Origin of the sequence: Bacillus cereus group sp. MG20, from assembly GCF_040459885.1 — a bacterium.
GTDB classification, from domain to species: Bacteria; Bacillota; Bacilli; order Bacillales; family Bacillaceae_G; genus Bacillus_A; species Bacillus_A cereus.
In genome coordinates, this window is record NZ_JARVHF010000001.1 from 2843249 (window position 1) to 2860651 (window position 17403).

Sequence of the window (17403 nt, forward strand, 5' to 3'; positions counted from 1 at the left end):
AGTAGTAATTGAATTTTTAGGAGGCTAGTATGGAAGGGTATTATTATTGCAGACACTGCGGAGGTAATGTAGGCTCCATTAACGCAGAAAAAGTATATAGCGACGTTTTATTTCAACTAACAGAGCAAGAAGTAGTAGAGATGATTCATTTTCATGAGAATGGAAATATATATATAAAAACAATTTGTGAATCGTGTCAAGAAACGCTCGCATCTTATCCTGAGTATTATGAGTATGAAAAATTTCTGCAATAAAATGTTGTCGCTTTGGCATGTCCAAAGCATTTTTCTGTTTTCCTTTTCCAAAATATTTGCATAAAATAGAATGACTTGCTCTTTATGTTGAGAGGAGTTTTAAAAATGATAGGTTTATTAGAGCAATTTTATAAAAATGAAGAGATACAATCGGTTATTAATGGATTAGAAGATGGGTTAAAAGAACAACTTATATCAGGGATGGCAACGTCTTCTCGTTCATTATTAATGGCGGCTTTATATAAAAAAACAAAAAAATCACAATTAATCGTTACACATAACTTATACCAAGCACAAAAAGTACATGAAGATTTAGTGGCGTTACTTGGTGAAAAAGATGTGTGGCTATATCCAGTGAATGAACTGATAGCATCGGAAATTGGGGTTGCAAGTCCAGAATTGAAGGCGCAACGTATAGAAGTGTTAAATCGCTTGGCTGCGGGAGAGAATGGAATCATTGTAGCGCCAGTGGCAGGATTGCGTAGATTTTTACCAATAAAAGAATTGTGGAAGCAAAAGCAAGTTGAAATCAATCTAGGGCAAGAGATTGATTTAGATGCGCTCTTGCATACTTTACATCATATTGGCTATGAACGTAAGTCGATGGTAGAAGCTCCAGGGGAGTTCAGTTTACGCGGGGGAATATTAGATATTTATCCTTTAACTGAAGAACTACCATTTCGTATTGAATTTTTTGATACAGAAGTCGATTCTATTCGATTATTTGATGTGGATGAACAGCGTTCTCAAGGTAAAAAAGAAAGCGTTAGGTTTGGTCCGGCAACAGAATTTTTATTTTCACAGGAAGAATTAAAATCAGGAATTCAGCATCTTGAAGAAGGTTTGACTAAGACGATGCAAAAACTTTCTGATGATAAACTAAAGACTACAGTGCTTGAGACGGTAAGTCATGAAATTGAGATGTTGAAAAACGGGCAAAGTATAGAACAGATGTTTAAATACTTATCTATTTTCTATAAAGAACCTGCTAGTCTGATAGATTATTTACCAGAAGATGGTGTTGTAATTTTAGATGAGATTTCCCGTATTCAAGAAACAGCATCACATCTTGAAACAGAAGAGGCGGAATGGTATATATCACTTCTTGGTGAAGGAACAATTATTCAAGATTTATCTTTCTCTCACGCATTTGAGGGGTTTCTTCATCATAAAAAAAGAAGTTTTGTATATTTAACGTTATTCTTGCGTCATATCGCACACACACATCCGCAAAATATTGTAAATGTAACATGTAAAACAATGCAAGATTTCCATGGACAGATGAATTTGTTAAAAACAGAAATTGATAGATGGAATGAAGGGCATTTTACGACTGTTGTACTTGGAACAGATGATGAACGTGTGAAGAAATTACAACATATTTTAAGTGATTATGATATTGAGGCAGATATTGTAGAAGGCACAGATATCTTATTGCCTGGAAGGCTACAAATTGCTGTAGGTGATTTACATGCAGGGTTTGAAATGCCGATGCAAAAGCTTGTTGTCATTACTGAAAAGGAGCTTTTTCATAAGAAAGTTAAAAAATCACAACGTAAACAAAAGTTATCGAATGCTGAACGTATTAAAAGTTATTCGGAATTAAAAGTTGGAGATTATGTAGTTCACGTAAATCATGGTATAGGTAAATTTTTAGGTATTGAGACATTAGAGATTAATGGTGTTCATAAAGATTATTTAAATATTAAATATCAAGGTAATGATAAGTTATACGTTCCAATTGAACAAATTGATCAAGTCCAAAAATATGTAGGGTCTGAAGGTAAGGATCCGAAAGTTTACAAATTAGGTGGAAATGATTGGAAAAAGGTTAAAACGAAAGTTGAAAAATCTGTACAAGACATTGCGGATGACCTAATTAAACTATATGCTGAGCGCGAAGCTTCAAAAGGCTATGCATATACGCCAGATACGGCAGAACAACAAGAGTTCGAATCATCTTTCCCATATCAAGAGACAGAGGATCAGTTACGTTCTATTGACGAGATTAAAAAAGATATGGAACGCGGACGCCCGATGGATAGGCTCCTTTGTGGTGATGTAGGGTATGGAAAGACGGAAGTGGCTATTCGTGCGGCATTTAAAGCAATTATGGATGAAAAACAAGTTGCAATTTTAGTACCGACAACGATTCTTGCGCAGCAACACTATGAAACAATTCGAGAGCGTTTTCAAGATTATCCAATCAATATAGGATTATTAAGTAGATTCCGTACGAGAAAACAACAAAATGAAACGATTAAGGGCTTAAAGGATGGCACAATAGATATTGTAATCGGAACACATCGTATTTTATCTAAAGATGTCACTTATAAAGATTTAGGGCTGCTTATTATTGATGAAGAACAAAGATTTGGTGTGACGCATAAAGAAAAAATTAAACAATTGAAGGCGAATGTTGACGTATTAACATTAACGGCCACTCCGATTCCGCGGACGCTTCATATGTCTATGCTTGGTGTGCGCGACTTATCTGTTATTGAGACACCGCCAGAAAATCGTTTCCCAGTCCAAACGTATGTAGTAGAGTATAATCCAGCATTAATGCGAGAGGCGATAGAGCGAGAGCTTGCAAGAGGCGGTCAAATTTACTTCCTATATAACCGTGTAGAGGATATTGAAAGAAAAGCAGATGAAATTTCGATGTTAGTTCCAGATGCTCGCGTAACGTACGCACATGGGAAAATGAACGAAAGTGAATTAGAGTCTGTTATGCTATCATTTTTAGAAGGACAGCATGATGTTCTTGTAAGTACAACAATTATTGAGACGGGTGTAGATATTCCGAACGTAAATACGTTAATTGTATTTGATGCAGATCGTATGGGGTTATCACAGTTGTACCAGCTTCGTGGGCGTGTTGGACGTTCTAATCGTGTTGCATATGCATACTTTGCCTATAAACGTGACAAAGTGCTGTCAGAAGTTGCAGAGAAGCGTCTGCAAGCAATTAAAGAGTTCACAGAACTTGGATCTGGTTTCAAAATTGCGATGAGAGATTTATCTATTCGTGGAGCAGGTAATTTGTTAGGAGCAGAACAGCATGGGTTTATTGATTCTGTCGGATTTGATCTATATTCTCAAATGTTAAAAGATGCAATTGAACAGCGAAGAGGAACAGATGGGGCTGAAAATACAGTTAATGTTGAAATTGACTTAGAGGTAGATGCATACTTACCAGATGCTTATATTTCAGATAGTAAGCAAAAAATTATGATGTATAAACAATTTAGAGGTGTTTCTGCAATTGAGGATATTGAAGAATTGCAGGAAGAAATGATCGATAGATTCGGTGATTACCCACAAGAAGTTGGTTATTTATTACAAATTGCAAATATTAAAGTGTTGGCAATGAAAGAACAAATTGAGTTAATTAAGCAGAATAAATTTGAAGTAACATTCCTGTTTTCTGAACAAGCAAGTCAAAATATTGATGGTGGAAAATTATTCATGCTCGGAAATAGTTTTGGGCGTATGATCGGTCTAGGAATGGAAGGATCACAATTGAAAATTGTTATGAAAACAAATGGCTTAGAGACATCGAAGTGGTTAACAATTGCTGAAAATTTATTAAAAGGCTTACCAGATGTGAAAAAAGAAGTAATAAATGCCTAAAATAAGATAAAAAAATACAATTCGACGTGCATAGAAGAACTAATGTGTAAAATACTATGTCTAACAGTTGGTGATTTTTACATGAACAGGTAAATTCACCACTTTGATCATCAGTAGAAAGTGAGGCAGCATTAGAATGAAAGCAACTGGAATCGTACGTCGAATTGATGATTTAGGCAGGGTAGTAATCCCAAAGGAAATTCGTAGAACTTTACGTATTCGAGAAGGAGACCCACTAGAAATATTTGTTGATCGCGATGGAGAAGTAATTTTAAAGAAGTATTCTCCAATTAGTGAACTAGGTGATTTTGCAAAGGAATATGCTGAGGCTTTATATGACAGCTTAGGACATAATGTGCTTGTCTGTGACCGAGATTCTATCATCGCAGTATCAGGCGTATCGAAAAAAGAATACTTAAATAAAAGTGTTGGCGATCTAATCGAAAAAACGATGGAAGAAAGAAAGTCTGTTATTATGACGGACGAAAGTGATATTTCCATTATCGATGGTGTAACAGAAAAGGTTCATTCTTATACAGTTGGACCGATTGTTGCAAACGGAGACCCAATTGGAGCCGTCATTATTTTTTCAAAAGAAGCTATTATAAGCGAAATCGAGCATAAAGCGGTTAATACTGCTGCCAGTTTCTTAGCGAAACAAATGGAACAGTAAGGGTATATTGATTTTAGAAGTAGCAATCTTTCCTAATTATGATCTTTCTTTTTGAGAAATCAATTATTTGGAGATATATGTATATTGAATGAAGGTAGCGCTTTGCTACCTTTTTTCGTTGAATATTTTTAACGTGTAGGGACCTAGTATTACCCGTGGTGGTAAGGGAGTTTGTACTTTTCTTTATGATATAATACGAGAGGTGAGAATAGAAAAAGGAGTTTTCTTGTATGGAAGCGAAGAAGTATCAAGTCTTTTGGCGTGGGGCTATTATATTAACGATTGCAAGTTTTGTTACAAAAGTATTAAGCGCTTTTTACCGTATTCCATATCAAAATATAGCAGGGGATATTGGTTTTTATATTTACCAACAAATTTACCCGTTTTATGGATTTTGTTTAATTTTAGCTACTTATGGATTTCCTGTTATCATTTCAAAAATGGTTGCAGAACGACTAGAGTGGGGAAAACAGAGAGAAGCAGAAGAAATTATTTGTGTATCTTTTTGGTTTTTATTAGGAATTGGTTTTATAGGTTTCTTTACATTGTTTTTTGGGGCCGAAACAATCGCGATAGCTATGGGCGATATGCACTTAGATAAGTTGCTACGTGTTATTTCATTTTCGTTCTTATTGATGCCGTTTTTGTCTGTTGCAAGAGGGTATTTTCAAGGGTTCAATAATATGATGCCAACGGCTGTTTCGCAAGTAATAGAACAAACAATTCGAGTTTCTATTATTGTATTTTTATCGCTATTCCTAATTGCTCACGGATTTGATTTATATACAGTTGGTGCAGGGGCTATGTTAGGCTCAATTGCGGGTGGACTTATTGGGATTATTGTACTTATGTTGTATATGCGTCGAGATTTTCGTTCCATATTTTTTAAACGTGTAGCGAGAATTAAGGGTAAAAGGAAGATAATTAAAATCCTTTTTTGGCAGGGGTTAGCGATTTGTGTTAGTAATTTAGTGCTTATTTTTATACAGATGGCTGATTCAATGTCCTTGTACACTTTACTTATTGGTGCGGGAGAACAGGCTGAAAGTGCAAAAGTATTAAAGGGTGTTTATGATAGAAGTATTCCGCTAATGCAATTAGGTACTGTTGTGACGACTTCTTTCTCGTTATCACTTATTCCAATTATTACAGCGGCGAAGGAAAGAGGAGATCTTTCCTTTATTCAAGAAAAGGTAAAGTTAGCAATGAAAATAACATTTGTTATTGGATTTGCAGCAGCTATTGGACTAACTTGTATTATTCAACCTACGAATATTATGTTGTTTGAAAATAGTGATGGATCAGATGTTTTATCTATTTTATCTTTATCTATTTTATTTAGTTCATTGTCAATTACGACGGCTTCTATTTTACAAGGGTTGGGACAAACATTTAAGCCAGCATTATTTGTTGTATTTGGAGGTTGCTTAAAGTTAGCGTTAAATTATATATTCATGCCTTATTTTGGTGTGAAAGGGGCAGCCTTAGCGACTTTATGTGCGTTAATCATAATTTCTGGACTAAATAGTTTGTTGCTTATGAGAGCTGTATCAGGGTCACTTATCAATAAGCGAAATATGTTAGGTGTAGTAATTAGTGGTATCTGTATGGGATTTGTATTAATGATGTTCACGCGTGTGTTGCAGATGTCTGGATTAGTAATTGATACGGAACATAGAGCGAGCGCGACGCTTGAAGCGTTGTTAGGTGTAGCCATCGGCGGATTGACATATATGTTTTTTATTTTAAAATTACGTGTATTTACAAAAAAAGAATTAGGAACTGTTATGAAACAAGAGAAAAAAGAAGGTTCATTGAAGAAGAGTGGATAGAGGTGACAGGTTGTGAGTGGAATCATTACTGTTTTAGGTTTAGGTGCTGGTGAATTAGATCAGCTAACGATGGGTGTATATCGAAAAATAAAAGAAGCAGACCATCTGTTTGTTAGAACGAAGGAACATCCAGTTATAGAAGAATTGGAGAAAGAAGGCATACAATATACGGCTTTTGATGCTGTATATGAAGCACATGATACGTTTGAAATTGTATATGAAACAATTGCGAATAAATTGCTAGAACAAGCTGAAGGTACAGAAATTATCTATGCGGTTCCGGGGCATCCACTTGTAGCAGAAAGAACAGTTCAGCTATTGTTGGAAAAAGGAGACGTTTCAAATGTTGAAGTGCGAATTGAGGGTGGACAAAGTTTCCTTGATCCTATGTTTGCAAGCCTAAAAATTGATCCGATTGAAGGATTTCAATTACTTGATGCTACATCATTTGAAAGAGGGCAATTAGAATTACGTCAACATTTAATCTTTTGCCAAGTATATGATGCATTCGTTGCATCTGATGTGAAATTAACATTAATGGAGATGTTGCCAGATGATTATGAAGTGTATATCGTAACAGCTGCAGGAACTTCATTTGAACAAGTAAAGAAGGTACCGTTGTACATGTTAGATCATGAAACGGAATTGAATAATCTAACAAGTGTGTACGTGCCACCTGTTCAGGAGCGTGCGTCCTTGTATCAACAGTTTGATGTTCTTAGAGAAATTATTGCAGACCTGCGTGGTCCAAATGGTTGTCCGTGGGATAAAAAGCAAACGCATCAATCATTAAAGAAATATTTAATTGAGGAAGCTTATGAGGTGTTGGAAGCAATTGATGAAGAGGATGATGATCACTTAGTAGAAGAATTAGGTGATATATTATTACAAGTTATGCTTCATGCTCAAATCGGAGAAGATGAAGGTTGGTTCTCTATAGATGATATCATTCGAACTCTATCTGAAAAAATGGTTCGTCGCCATCCACATGTATTTGGAAATACGGATGTAAACAATGCTGATGAAGTGATTGCCAATTGGGAAGAAATTAAAAAACAAGAAAAAGGATTCGTGAAAGAATCTGTTTTAAATGGCGTTCCTAAAAGTTTGCCGCAGTTACTACGCGCCTTTGAAATTCAGAAGAAAGCTGGTAAGGTTGGATTTGATTGGGTTGATGTGCAGCCGATGATAGAGAAAGCTTTGGAAGAATGGCAAGAGTTCCAACAAGAAGTTACAAACATGGATGAGGAAAAGATGCTAGGTGAGTTTGGTGATTTACTATTTGCATTTGTTAATATAGCCCGTCATTACAAAATAGATCCAGAAGAGGCGTTACGTTCAACTAATGAGAAATTTACTGGTCGTTTTTTATACATGGAGGCAAAAGTAGCTGAAATGAATAAAGAGATGGAAGATTTATCATTAGAACAGTTAGATGTTTTATGGGAAGAAGCGAAACAAACAGAGCGTTAATAGGGGGATTTGATATGCGTCTAGATAAGTTTTTAAAAGTGTCACGTTTAATTAAAAGAAGAACATTAGCGAAAGAAGTAGCTGATCAAGGAAGAATATCTATTAATGGTCAAGTGGCAAAAGCGAGTTCTGATGTGAAAGTAGCTGATGAATTAACAATTCGTTTTGGTCAAAAAATAGTGACTGTAAAAATAAATGAATTGAAAGAAACAACTAAAAAAGAAGATGCAGCAAATATGTATAGCTTAGTTCGTGAAGAAAAAGTAAAAGCGGAAGAAGGCTTGTTCTAAAATCATGTATCCCCTCATACATTACTATTAGCTAGTAAAAACCTATGGGGGGATTTACGTGAATAATGGTTACTCACCTACGTCTTCTAATCAACAAAATGTTTCTGTAGAACATGACATTATTATGCGTGGCAGGCGTATAATTGATATTACCGGTGTGAAGCAGGTAGAGAGTTTTGATAGCGAAGAGTTTTTGCTAGAGACCGTAATGGGTTTTTTAACGATTCGTGGTCAAAATTTACAAATGAAAAATTTAGATGTAGAAAAAGGTATTGTGTCGATTAAAGGGAAAGTTAATGAGATGCTGTATATTGATGAAAATCAAGGGGAAAAAACTAAAGGTTTCTTTAGTAAGTTGTTTAAATGAGTCTAACAATTCAGTTGTATACAATGCTTTCAATGATTGGAATGGGTGCTTGGATTGGAGCGTCTTTAGATACATATCAACGTTTTTTAAAGCGCCAAGAACGTAAACGTTGGCTTGTATTTATACAAGATATATTATTTTGGATTGTCCAAGCATTATTCGTCTTTTATGTATTGCTTCTCGTAAATGAAGCTGAACTACGTATATATGTGTTTTTGGCATTGTTATGTGGTTTTGCGGCATATCAAAGCTTACTGAAAGCACTATACATGAAGCTGTTAAATTTTCTCATCTATATTTTTATGCAAACAACATATTTTTTTGTTCGAATTATACAGCTACTCATGATAAAACCTGTTATTATTATAGCGCAGCTATTTATTGCATTTATATTATTCTTATTTCGTATACTGCTTTCAATTGGACATGTGTTATGGAAAATTGTGATTTGGATATTACTTTTCATATGGAAAGTTTTTTTCTGGCCTGTTCGATTTATTGCTTCGCTCATATGGAAACTTCTCCCTAATCGTGTTAAACTTTTTATAGTGAAACATATAGGGTTCCTGCAATATATAGCAAAATTGAAGGGACATATCTTCCAAATATGGGAGCGTATAAAAAAGAAGTTAGGGGGACCTCGGAAATGAGGGAACTGAGACAAAGAACAATCGAAAAACAGAGTCCAAATCCTGTTAAAGAGCATATAATACAAACGGATGAGAACAGGAAGCGACTTTATCGCCGTTTAGCGGTTTTTCTTGTCTTTACTTTTACAATTATTGCGAGTATTAGTGTAACGTTTTATCAACAAAACAGTTCCATTAAAGCAAAAGAAGCAAAAGTTAAGGACATGAAAAAAGAACTGGATTCATTAACGAATAAAGAAAAAAGTCTAAAAGACGAAGTTCAAAAGTTAAATGATGAAGAGTACGTATTAAAGATTGCTAGAAGGGATTATTTCTTCTCTGGTAAAGGGGAGATAATTTTTCCTGTTTCGAAGTAGAGTATGTCTTATTGACACTATATTTTAGGATTATATATAATAAAGTAAAATTTGACTTTTTAACCACTAAGGAGGAGCATTTTTTTTATGTCAATCGAGGTAGGCAGCAAGTTACAGGGTAAAGTAACAGGTATTACAAATTTTGGGGCTTTTGTGGAGCTGCCAGAAGGCTTAACTGGTCTTGTTCATATTAGTGAAGTTGCTGATAACTATGTAAAAGATATTAACGATCACTTAAAAGTGGGCGACCAAGTAGAAGTAAAAGTTATTAATGTTGAAAAAGATGGAAAGATTGGTTTATCTATCAAAAAAGCGAAAGAACGTGAAAAAACAGAAGGAGATCGTCCACGCGGTGAATACCAACGCGGTGGTGATCAACAACGTTCTGGACGTCCACAACGTAATAATCGCTCTTTCAACAGAGATAATCGTGGTGGCGGTAACGACCGAGCTCCAAAAGAAACATTTGAGCAAAAGATGGCACGCTTCTTAAAGGATAGCGAAGATCGTTTAACTTCTTTAAAGCGTAACACAGAGTCTAAACGTGGTGGCCGTGGCGCACGTCGCGGATAATAAGGCTGTTTAGTTTTTAACATATAGAGAGGTACCCAGAGTGATGGCTCAGGGTGCTTTTTTATATGTGAAAATATATTTTAAAAAAGTTTTCAAGATGTGTTGACTTTAAATAATATCTGATGTAAGATACTAATTGTCCGTTAAATAAGACGACATGGCGGTGTAGCTCAGCTGGCTAGAGCGTACGGTTCATACCCGTGAGGTCGGGGGTTCGATCCCCTCCGCCGCTATATTTATTTTAACGGCCCGTTGGTCAAGTGGTTAAGACACCGCCCTTTCACGGCGGTAACACGGGTTCGAATCCCGTACGGGTCATCTAAAAAGATCATGCAAATTTGCATGATCTTTTTTGTTAAATGGATTAAGACATACAACACTTCTACAAAATCACCCTATATTTTCTGAATATTTAATTAAAAAATCAAAGATAACTTACATACCGTGTATATCTGTAGAGTTATTTCGAATAAAAAGTCGAACGATTATAAAAGTGAAAACTGTTGTTTTGACAAAAATCCCAACAATCATCTTTTATAATGACAGTAATTAAACTATGCAGGTGGTGTTAAAAATATGCCTAAAGCAGGAAGGAATACTATGAATACAAGTGCATTGGCAATGAATGAGAGTCAGCTTGGAGGAATAAAGTGGACGAGTAAGTTGCGAATGAAATTCGAACAAGTTTTCTTTAGATGGGGATTTATTATTGTTGTTATTGGTTTTCTTTTGGGAAGAGCATATATATTAACAAATATTTTACCGTTTGCACTACCGTTTTTTGCTGCTGTTTATGTTATGAAGCGGGATAAGATGCCGCTAGCATTTTTAGCTCTAATGGGAGGAGCTCTTTCAGTCTCGATAGATAATTTGTTTTTTACTTTTGCATCTATCTTTACTTTCTTCATTTATAATATCTTCTTTAGTAGATTTACACGTAAAACCGTTGGACTTGTTCCATTTCAAGTATTTATCTCCGCATTAACCGCACACTTAGTTGTTGTATATTTTGCGCAACAAACTGTCACCATGTACGATTTACTCGTTAGTACCATTGAGGCTGGGCTTAGTTTCGTATTAACTATGATATTTTTACAAAGTGTCCCGCTTTTAGTGGAAAGGAAAGGAAAACAACAGGCTTTAGAGACAGAAGAAATTGTTTGTTTGATTATATTACTAGCATCTGTTTTAACGGGTACAACAGATTGGTTTGTATATGATGCTTCTATTCAACATATTTTTACAAGGTATTTAGTACTAGTATTTGCATTTATTGCGGGTGCTGCTACAGGATCTACAGTGGGGGTCGTAACAGGATTGATATTAAGTTTAGCAAATGTGTCTAGTTTGTCTCAGCTTAGCCTTCTCGCTTTTTCTGGATTACTTGGTGGGTTGTTAAAAGAAGGGAAGCGTTTAGGTGTTAGTTTAGGTTTATTAATAGGGACAAGCTTAATTACATTATATGTAGACAAGCAGACAAATATTGTAACAACTTTAATTGAGTCAGGTGTAGCGATTGCTATCTTCTTATTAACGCCAAAGCTTGTTTTGGATCGTATTGCTAAATTTATGCCAGGTACACAAGAGCATTCGCAAGATCAACAACAATATTTAAGAAGGATGCGTGATGTTACAGCGAACAAAATCAACCAATTCGCAAATGTATTTGCTGCTTTATCTAATAGTTTTTCTGTATATGGGTATGTAGAGGAAGAAGATAAAGAGACAGAAGCAGATTTGTTTTTGAGTACAATTACTGCGAAAACATGTCAAACGTGCTTTAAAAAGGATCAATGCTGGGTAGTGAATTTCGATAAAACGTACGATTATATGAAACAAATAATGAATGAAACGGAAGAAGGAACCCTGCAACATAATCGTAAATTAGTTCGTGAGTGGGACAAGCATTGTGTGAGAGGGAAAAAAGTGACGGATTTAGTAGCGGGTGAATTAGATCACTTCTATGAGGGACAAAAATTGCGAAAACAAATGAAGGAAAATCGTAGAATAGTAGCGGAGCAACTATTAGGTGTATCAAAGGTTATGGAAGATTTTGCTAAGGAGATACAACGAGAGCGTGAAAATCATCAAGTGCAGGAAGAGCAGATTATGCAAGCGTTCCGTGATTTTGGTGTCGAAGTAGAGCATGTTGATATTTATTGTTTAGATAGAGGAAGTATTGATATTGAAATGTTGATTCCAGTTGCATCTAATGAACATGGTGAATGTGAAAAGTTAGTTGCACCGATGCTTTCGGATATCCTTAAAGAAAATATTGTCGTTAAACATGAAGAAAAGTCTTCTTATCCGAATGGTCACAGTTTAATATCATTTGGTTCGGCGAAGACGTATTCTCTTGATACAGGATTGGCTACAGCCGCAAAAGGCGGTGGGTTTGTTTCGGGTGACTCTTATGCGATGATGGATTTAAGTGTTGGTAAATACGCACTTGCGATTAGTGATGGTATGGGTAATGGGCAAAGAGCTCATATGGAAAGTAAGGAAACGGTGAAATTATTACAAAAAATACTCCAATCGGGTATTGATGAAGAAATAGCTATTAAGTCTATCAATTCAATCCTTTCTTTGAGAACGACAGAAGAGATGTTTACAACATTAGATTTAGCTATGGTAGATTTGCGGGATGCGAGTGCTAGGTTTTTAAAGATTGGATCAACGCCGAGTTTTGTTAAACGCGCGAATAATATTTTGAAAATTGAAGCAAGTAATTTGCCGATGGGAATCATCGAAGATGTTGAAGTTGATGTGGTGGGTGAACAATTAAAAACGGGCGATATCCTTATTATGATGAGCGATGGTATTTTTGAGGGCGCGCAGCATGTAGAGAATCATGAATTATGGATGAAGCGGAAAATTAAAGAATTGCAAACCGAAGACCCGCAAGAAATTGCTGATATCATTATGGAAGAAGTGATTCGCTCTTGTGATGGTTATATAAATGATGATATGACTATTGTGGTGGCAAAAGTGAAGAAAAATATGCCGAAGTGGGCTACGATTCCGATTGTAGGAATGCAGGCGCAGTAAAATATAAGTGGAATGTTTATCTATAATTTGACTTTAAAAACCTAGGTGAATACCTAGGTTTTTTTGTGGGAAAAGGTAATGTTATTGATTTTATGAATATACACGGAGGATGTAAGATAAAAATGTAATTTTTGTATATCTTTTTTTTGCACAATGTTTGTAAAAGTTGTACCATTATAGACAAGGTAACTAACGTTGCTGTTCTTGTTTAATGAAAGGTGATTGCGAAGTTGAAAGATACATTTGTTGAAAAAGTAGATGACTTTGTAAAGCAGCATGATGTATTAAAGAATGATTCAACAATTGTTGTGGGAGTTTCTGGTGGTCCTGACTCGTTAGCCCTTTTATATTATTTATTAGAAAAAAGAGCGGAAAAACAGTTGGAAATTGTAGTAGCTCATGTGGATCATATGTTTAGAGGTGATGAATCTCATGAGGATTTACAGTTTGTGCAGGACCTTTGTGAAGAACTGGGAATTATTTGTGAAACGATAAGGATTAATGTATCACAATATCAACAGCAATACGGAATGAATGCACAGGTTGCTGCTAGAGAATGCAGATATGCATTTTTGGAAAGAATAATGAAGAAATATGATGCAAGATATGTTGCTCTTGGACATCATGGAGATGATCAAGTCGAGACAATTTTAATGCGTCTTGTAAGAGGGAGTACTCCGAAAGGATATGCAGGAATTGCAGTGAAGCGTCCTTTTCATAATGGATATTTAATTAGGCCGTTACTTGGGGTAACGAAGGAAGAAATTGTTGATTACTGTAATAAGCTAAATTTAATTCCACGTATAGATCCAAGTAATAAAAAGGAAGTATATACAAGGAATCGATTACGTAAATATGTCCTTCCTCACTTAAAAGAAGAAAATCCACAAATGCATGAGAAATTCCAAAAATTTAGCGTGCAGATGCAAGAGGATGAGGCTTATTTGCAGGAATTAGCTTTTGAGAAAATGAATAAAGTAATTACAAAAAAAAGTGATAAACAAATTAGCTTATCAATTCCTGCCTTTGAATCCATGTCTATGCCTTTACAAAGAAGAGGGATTCAACTAATATTAAACTATCTTTATGAATATAAGATTCCATCTTCTCTTTCTTCTATACATATTGACAAGGTGATTGAGTTTTTTAAGCGGACACAACCTTCAGGTTCACTTGATTTTCCAGGTGATTTGAAAATTGTTCGCACATACGAGGAGTGTAGCTTTAGATTTAAACAAGAAATTGTCTCTCCTTTTTTGCAAGATTTATCAGTACCCGGGACCATTACACTATTGAACGGGGATGAATTTGTAACAGAGGTGAGCGAAGATATACCAAGTAACATGAATGAAACAGTATTTGTTGCTAAGTATAATGATATATCATATCCACTTCGTATTCGTTCTAGGGAAAATGGAGATCGCATGTCAATACAAGGTATGGATGGCACGAAAAAGATAAAAGCTATTTTTATCGAAGCGAAAGTACCAAAAGAAAAAAGAGAAGAATGGCCGGTCGTTTGTGATGCAAGTGGGAACATTATTTGGGTACCCTTGTTGAAGCGATCTGCATTTGCAATTTCGAAAGAGATGGCAAAGAAGGGTAAATATATGATTATTCACTACAAAAGCAAGGAGTCTTCCGGGAGGATAATGAAATGATGAATCAAGATATCGAAAAAGTATTAATTTCTGAAGAACAAATACAAGAAAAGGTGCGCGAACTAGGTGCAGTTATTGCAGAGGATTATAAAAACACAGTACCTCTTGCAATTGGTGTATTAAAAGGCGCAATGCCATTTATGGCAGATTTATTAAAGAGAACAGATACATATCTTGAAATGGATTTTATGGCTGTATCTAGTTATGGTCACTCTACAGTTTCAACAGGCGAAGTGAAAATTTTAAAAGATCTTGATACTTCTGTAGAAGGTCGCGATATTTTAATCGTCGAAGATATTATTGATAGTGGTCTTACACTAAGCTACTTAGTAGACTTATTCAAATATCGTAAAGCGAAGTCTGTAAAAATTGTTACATTATTAGATAAGCCAACAGGCCGTAAGGTTGATCTGAAAGCGGATTATGTTGGATTTACTGTTCCACATGAATTTGTAGTAGGATATGGATTAGATTATAAAGAGCAGTACCGTAATCTTCCTTATGTAGGCGTATTAAAACCAAGCGTTTACTCAAATTAATTAAATACAGGCTTTACAATTGTATAGGAAAGTTTTTCTATGTTACGATTTACTATAGTGTTTATGCCGTGAGAGGAGGTTAGGAATGAATCGTATCTTCCGTAATACCATCTTTTATTTACTGATATTCTTAGTAGTAATTGGAATCGTGAGCTATTTTAATGGTTCGACACAAAAAACGACATCAGTTAGCTACGACAAATTCATTACTAAACTAGAAAGCGGTGAAGTGCGTAATGTGCAACTTCAACCGAAAAATGGTGTATTTGAGGTAAAAGGACAATTCAATAACTCTAGCCAAGGAGAACAATTTGTTACTTATGCACCAAATACTGAGGAATTACAAAAGAAAATCAATGATAAAGCGAAAGGTGCCGAAGTTAAGTATCAACCAGCAGAAGAAACAAGTGCTTGGGTAACATTCTTTACTTCAATCATTCCGTTTGTCATCATCTTCATTTTATTCTTCTTCTTATTAAACCAGGCTCAAGGCGGCGGTAGCCGTGTTATGAACTTCGGGAAAAGTAAGGCGAAGTTATATAATGATGAAAAGAAAAAAGTTCGTTTCAGAGATGTTGCTGGGGCGGATGAAGAGAAACAAGAACTTGTCGAGGTAGTTGAATTCTTAAAAGACCCTCGTAAGTTTTCTGAAGTTGGTGCCCGTATTCCGAAGGGTGTCCTATTAGTTGGACCTCCAGGTACAGGTAAAACTTTATTAGCACGTGCTGTTGCAGGTGAGGCTGGCGTTCCATTCTTCTCTATCAGTGGTTCTGACTTTGTAGAGATGTTTGTCGGTGTCGGTGCATCACGTGTACGTGATTTATTTGAAAATGCAAAGAAAAATGCTCCTTGTATCATTTTCATTGATGAAATTGATGCAGTAGGTCGTCAACGTGGCGCAGGTCTTGGTGGTGGTCATGATGAGCGTGAGCAAACATTGAACCAGTTACTTGTTGAAATGGATGGATTCGGTGCAAACGAAGGTATTATTATCATTGCTGCGACAAACCGTCCAGACATTCTTGACCCAGCGTTATTACGTCCAGGTCGTTTTGACCGTCAAATTACAGTAGATCGTCCAGATGTAAATGGCCGTGAAGCTGTACTGAAAGTACATGCGCGTAATAAACCGCTTGATGAGCATATTAATTTAAGAGCAATTGCGACTCGTACACCAGGATTCTCTGGTGCGGATCTTGAAAACTTATTAAACGAAGCTGCTTTAGTAGCTGCACGTCGAGATAAGAAGAAGATTGATATGAGTGATATCGATGAAGCAACGGATCGTGTTATTGCAGGTCCAGCTAAGAAAAGTCGTGTTATCTCTGAAAAAGAACGTAATATCGTTGCTTTCCATGAAGCAGGCCATACTGTAATTGGTGTTGTTCTTGATGAAGCTGATGTCGTTCATAAAGTAACAATTGTCCCTCGCGGTCAAGCTGGTGGATATGCGGTAATGCTTCCGAAGGAAGATCGTTACTTCATGACAAAGCCAGAGTTACTTGATAAAATCACTGGTTTACTTGGTGGTCGAGTAGCTGAGGAGATTGTATTTGGTGAAGCAAGTACAGGTGCTCACAACGATTTCCAACGTGCAACTGGTATTGCAAGACGTATGGTTACGGAATTCGGTATGAGTGATAAGCTTGGACCGATGCAATTTGGTAGCTCACAAGGTGGTCAGGTATTCTTAGGAAGAGACTTCCATTCAGAACAAAACTACAGTGATGCAATCGCACATGAAATTGATGTGGAAATGCAAACAATTATTAAAGAATGTTATGCTCGTGCGAAACATATTCTTACTGAAAAACGAGATAAGCTTGATATTATCGCTAAAACGTTACTTGAAGTAGAAACATTAGACGCAGAGCAAATTAATCATTTATATGATTATGGCAGATTACCTGAGCGTCCAACATCTTCAGATGATGTGAAAGTAAACATCAATATGAAGAAAGACGATGAAGATAAAGAAGATAAGTAAGAAATGAAGGAGTGACTATCGTCACTCCTTTTTTGTTTGTTAAGATTTTTGTTAATTACTATTA

General features: G+C 35.8%; 14 protein-coding genes and 2 tRNA genes. All 16 read left to right on the top strand.

From position 1 onward, the window contains the following. The first annotated feature begins 29 nt into the window (after positions 1-29). On the top strand, positions 30-254 hold the full coding sequence (locus tag QCI81_RS14575; RefSeq protein ID WP_000399438.1) for an anti-sigma-F factor Fin family protein: 225 nt from the start codon (positions 30-32) through the stop codon (positions 252-254). A gap of 105 nt (positions 255-359) precedes the next feature. Continuing rightward, positions 360-3890 carry a transcription-repair coupling factor gene (mfd, locus tag QCI81_RS14580; RefSeq protein ID WP_000579684.1) on the top strand — a complete coding sequence of 1177 codons (3531 nt, stop codon included), beginning with the start codon at positions 360-362 and terminating at the stop codon, positions 3888-3890. A gap of 136 nt (positions 3891-4026) precedes the next feature. After that, positions 4027-4563, top strand: coding sequence for a stage V sporulation protein T (gene spoVT, locus QCI81_RS14585; RefSeq protein ID WP_000648306.1), 537 nt, complete (start codon positions 4027-4029; stop codon positions 4561-4563). A gap of 230 nt (positions 4564-4793) precedes the next feature. After that, positions 4794-6395, top strand: coding sequence for a putative polysaccharide biosynthesis protein (locus QCI81_RS14590; protein ID WP_353810841.1), 1602 nt, complete (start codon positions 4794-4796; stop codon positions 6393-6395). Between the two features lie 12 nt (positions 6396-6407). After that, the gene (yabN, locus tag QCI81_RS14595; protein ID WP_000014278.1) at positions 6408-7868 is read left to right on the top strand and encodes a bifunctional methyltransferase/pyrophosphohydrolase YabN; all 1461 of its coding nucleotides are present in this window, start codon (positions 6408-6410) and stop codon (positions 7866-7868) included. A 14-nt stretch (positions 7869-7882) separates the two neighbouring features. Next, positions 7883-8158: an RNA-binding S4 domain-containing protein gene (locus QCI81_RS14600; protein ID WP_001234876.1), complete on the top strand. Its 276-nt coding sequence runs from the start codon at positions 7883-7885 to the stop codon at positions 8156-8158. Between the two features lie 58 nt (positions 8159-8216). Next, entirely contained in the window at positions 8217-8525 is a 309-nt protein-coding gene (yabP, locus tag QCI81_RS14605; protein ID WP_001059104.1) for a sporulation protein YabP, read from the top strand. Beyond that, positions 8522-9175, top strand: coding sequence for a spore cortex biosynthesis protein YabQ (yabQ, locus tag QCI81_RS14610; RefSeq protein WP_000059781.1), 654 nt, complete (start codon positions 8522-8524; stop codon positions 9173-9175). Before yabP ends, yabQ begins: the two co-directional genes overlap by 4 nt. After that, positions 9172-9531 carry a cell division protein DivIC gene (divIC, locus tag QCI81_RS14615; protein ID WP_001208739.1) on the top strand — a complete coding sequence of 120 codons (360 nt, stop codon included), beginning with the start codon at positions 9172-9174 and terminating at the stop codon, positions 9529-9531. Before yabQ ends, divIC begins: the two co-directional genes overlap by 4 nt. A gap of 87 nt (positions 9532-9618) precedes the next feature. After that, on the top strand, positions 9619-10104 hold the full coding sequence (locus tag QCI81_RS14620; RefSeq protein WP_000021451.1) for a S1 domain-containing RNA-binding protein: 486 nt from the start codon (positions 9619-9621) through the stop codon (positions 10102-10104). A 159-nt stretch (positions 10105-10263) separates the two neighbouring features. Continuing rightward, positions 10264-10337 (top strand) — tRNA-Met (locus tag QCI81_RS14625). A 13-nt stretch (positions 10338-10350) separates the two neighbouring features. Beyond that, positions 10351-10422: transfer RNA gene (locus QCI81_RS14630), tRNA-Glu, on the top strand. 258 nt (positions 10423-10680) lie between these two features. Next, positions 10681-13152 carry a stage II sporulation protein E gene (gene spoIIE / locus QCI81_RS14635; RefSeq protein WP_001123550.1) on the top strand — a complete coding sequence of 824 codons (2472 nt, stop codon included), beginning with the start codon at positions 10681-10683 and terminating at the stop codon, positions 13150-13152. Positions 13153-13382: 230 nt separating this feature from the next. Further along, a complete protein-coding gene (gene tilS, locus QCI81_RS14640; protein WP_000655457.1) occupies positions 13383-14813 on the top strand; it encodes a tRNA lysidine(34) synthetase TilS in 1431 nt (476 codons plus the stop codon). Further along, a complete protein-coding gene (gene hpt, locus QCI81_RS14645) occupies positions 14810-15352 on the top strand; it encodes a hypoxanthine phosphoribosyltransferase (RefSeq protein WP_000981846.1) in 543 nt (180 codons plus the stop codon). The genes tilS and hpt overlap by 4 nt, the downstream gene beginning before the upstream one ends. A gap of 85 nt (positions 15353-15437) precedes the next feature. Next, positions 15438-17339 carry an ATP-dependent zinc metalloprotease FtsH gene (ftsH, locus tag QCI81_RS14650; protein ID WP_001079669.1) on the top strand — a complete coding sequence of 634 codons (1902 nt, stop codon included), beginning with the start codon at positions 15438-15440 and terminating at the stop codon, positions 17337-17339. Positions 17340-17403 lie beyond the last annotated feature (64 nt).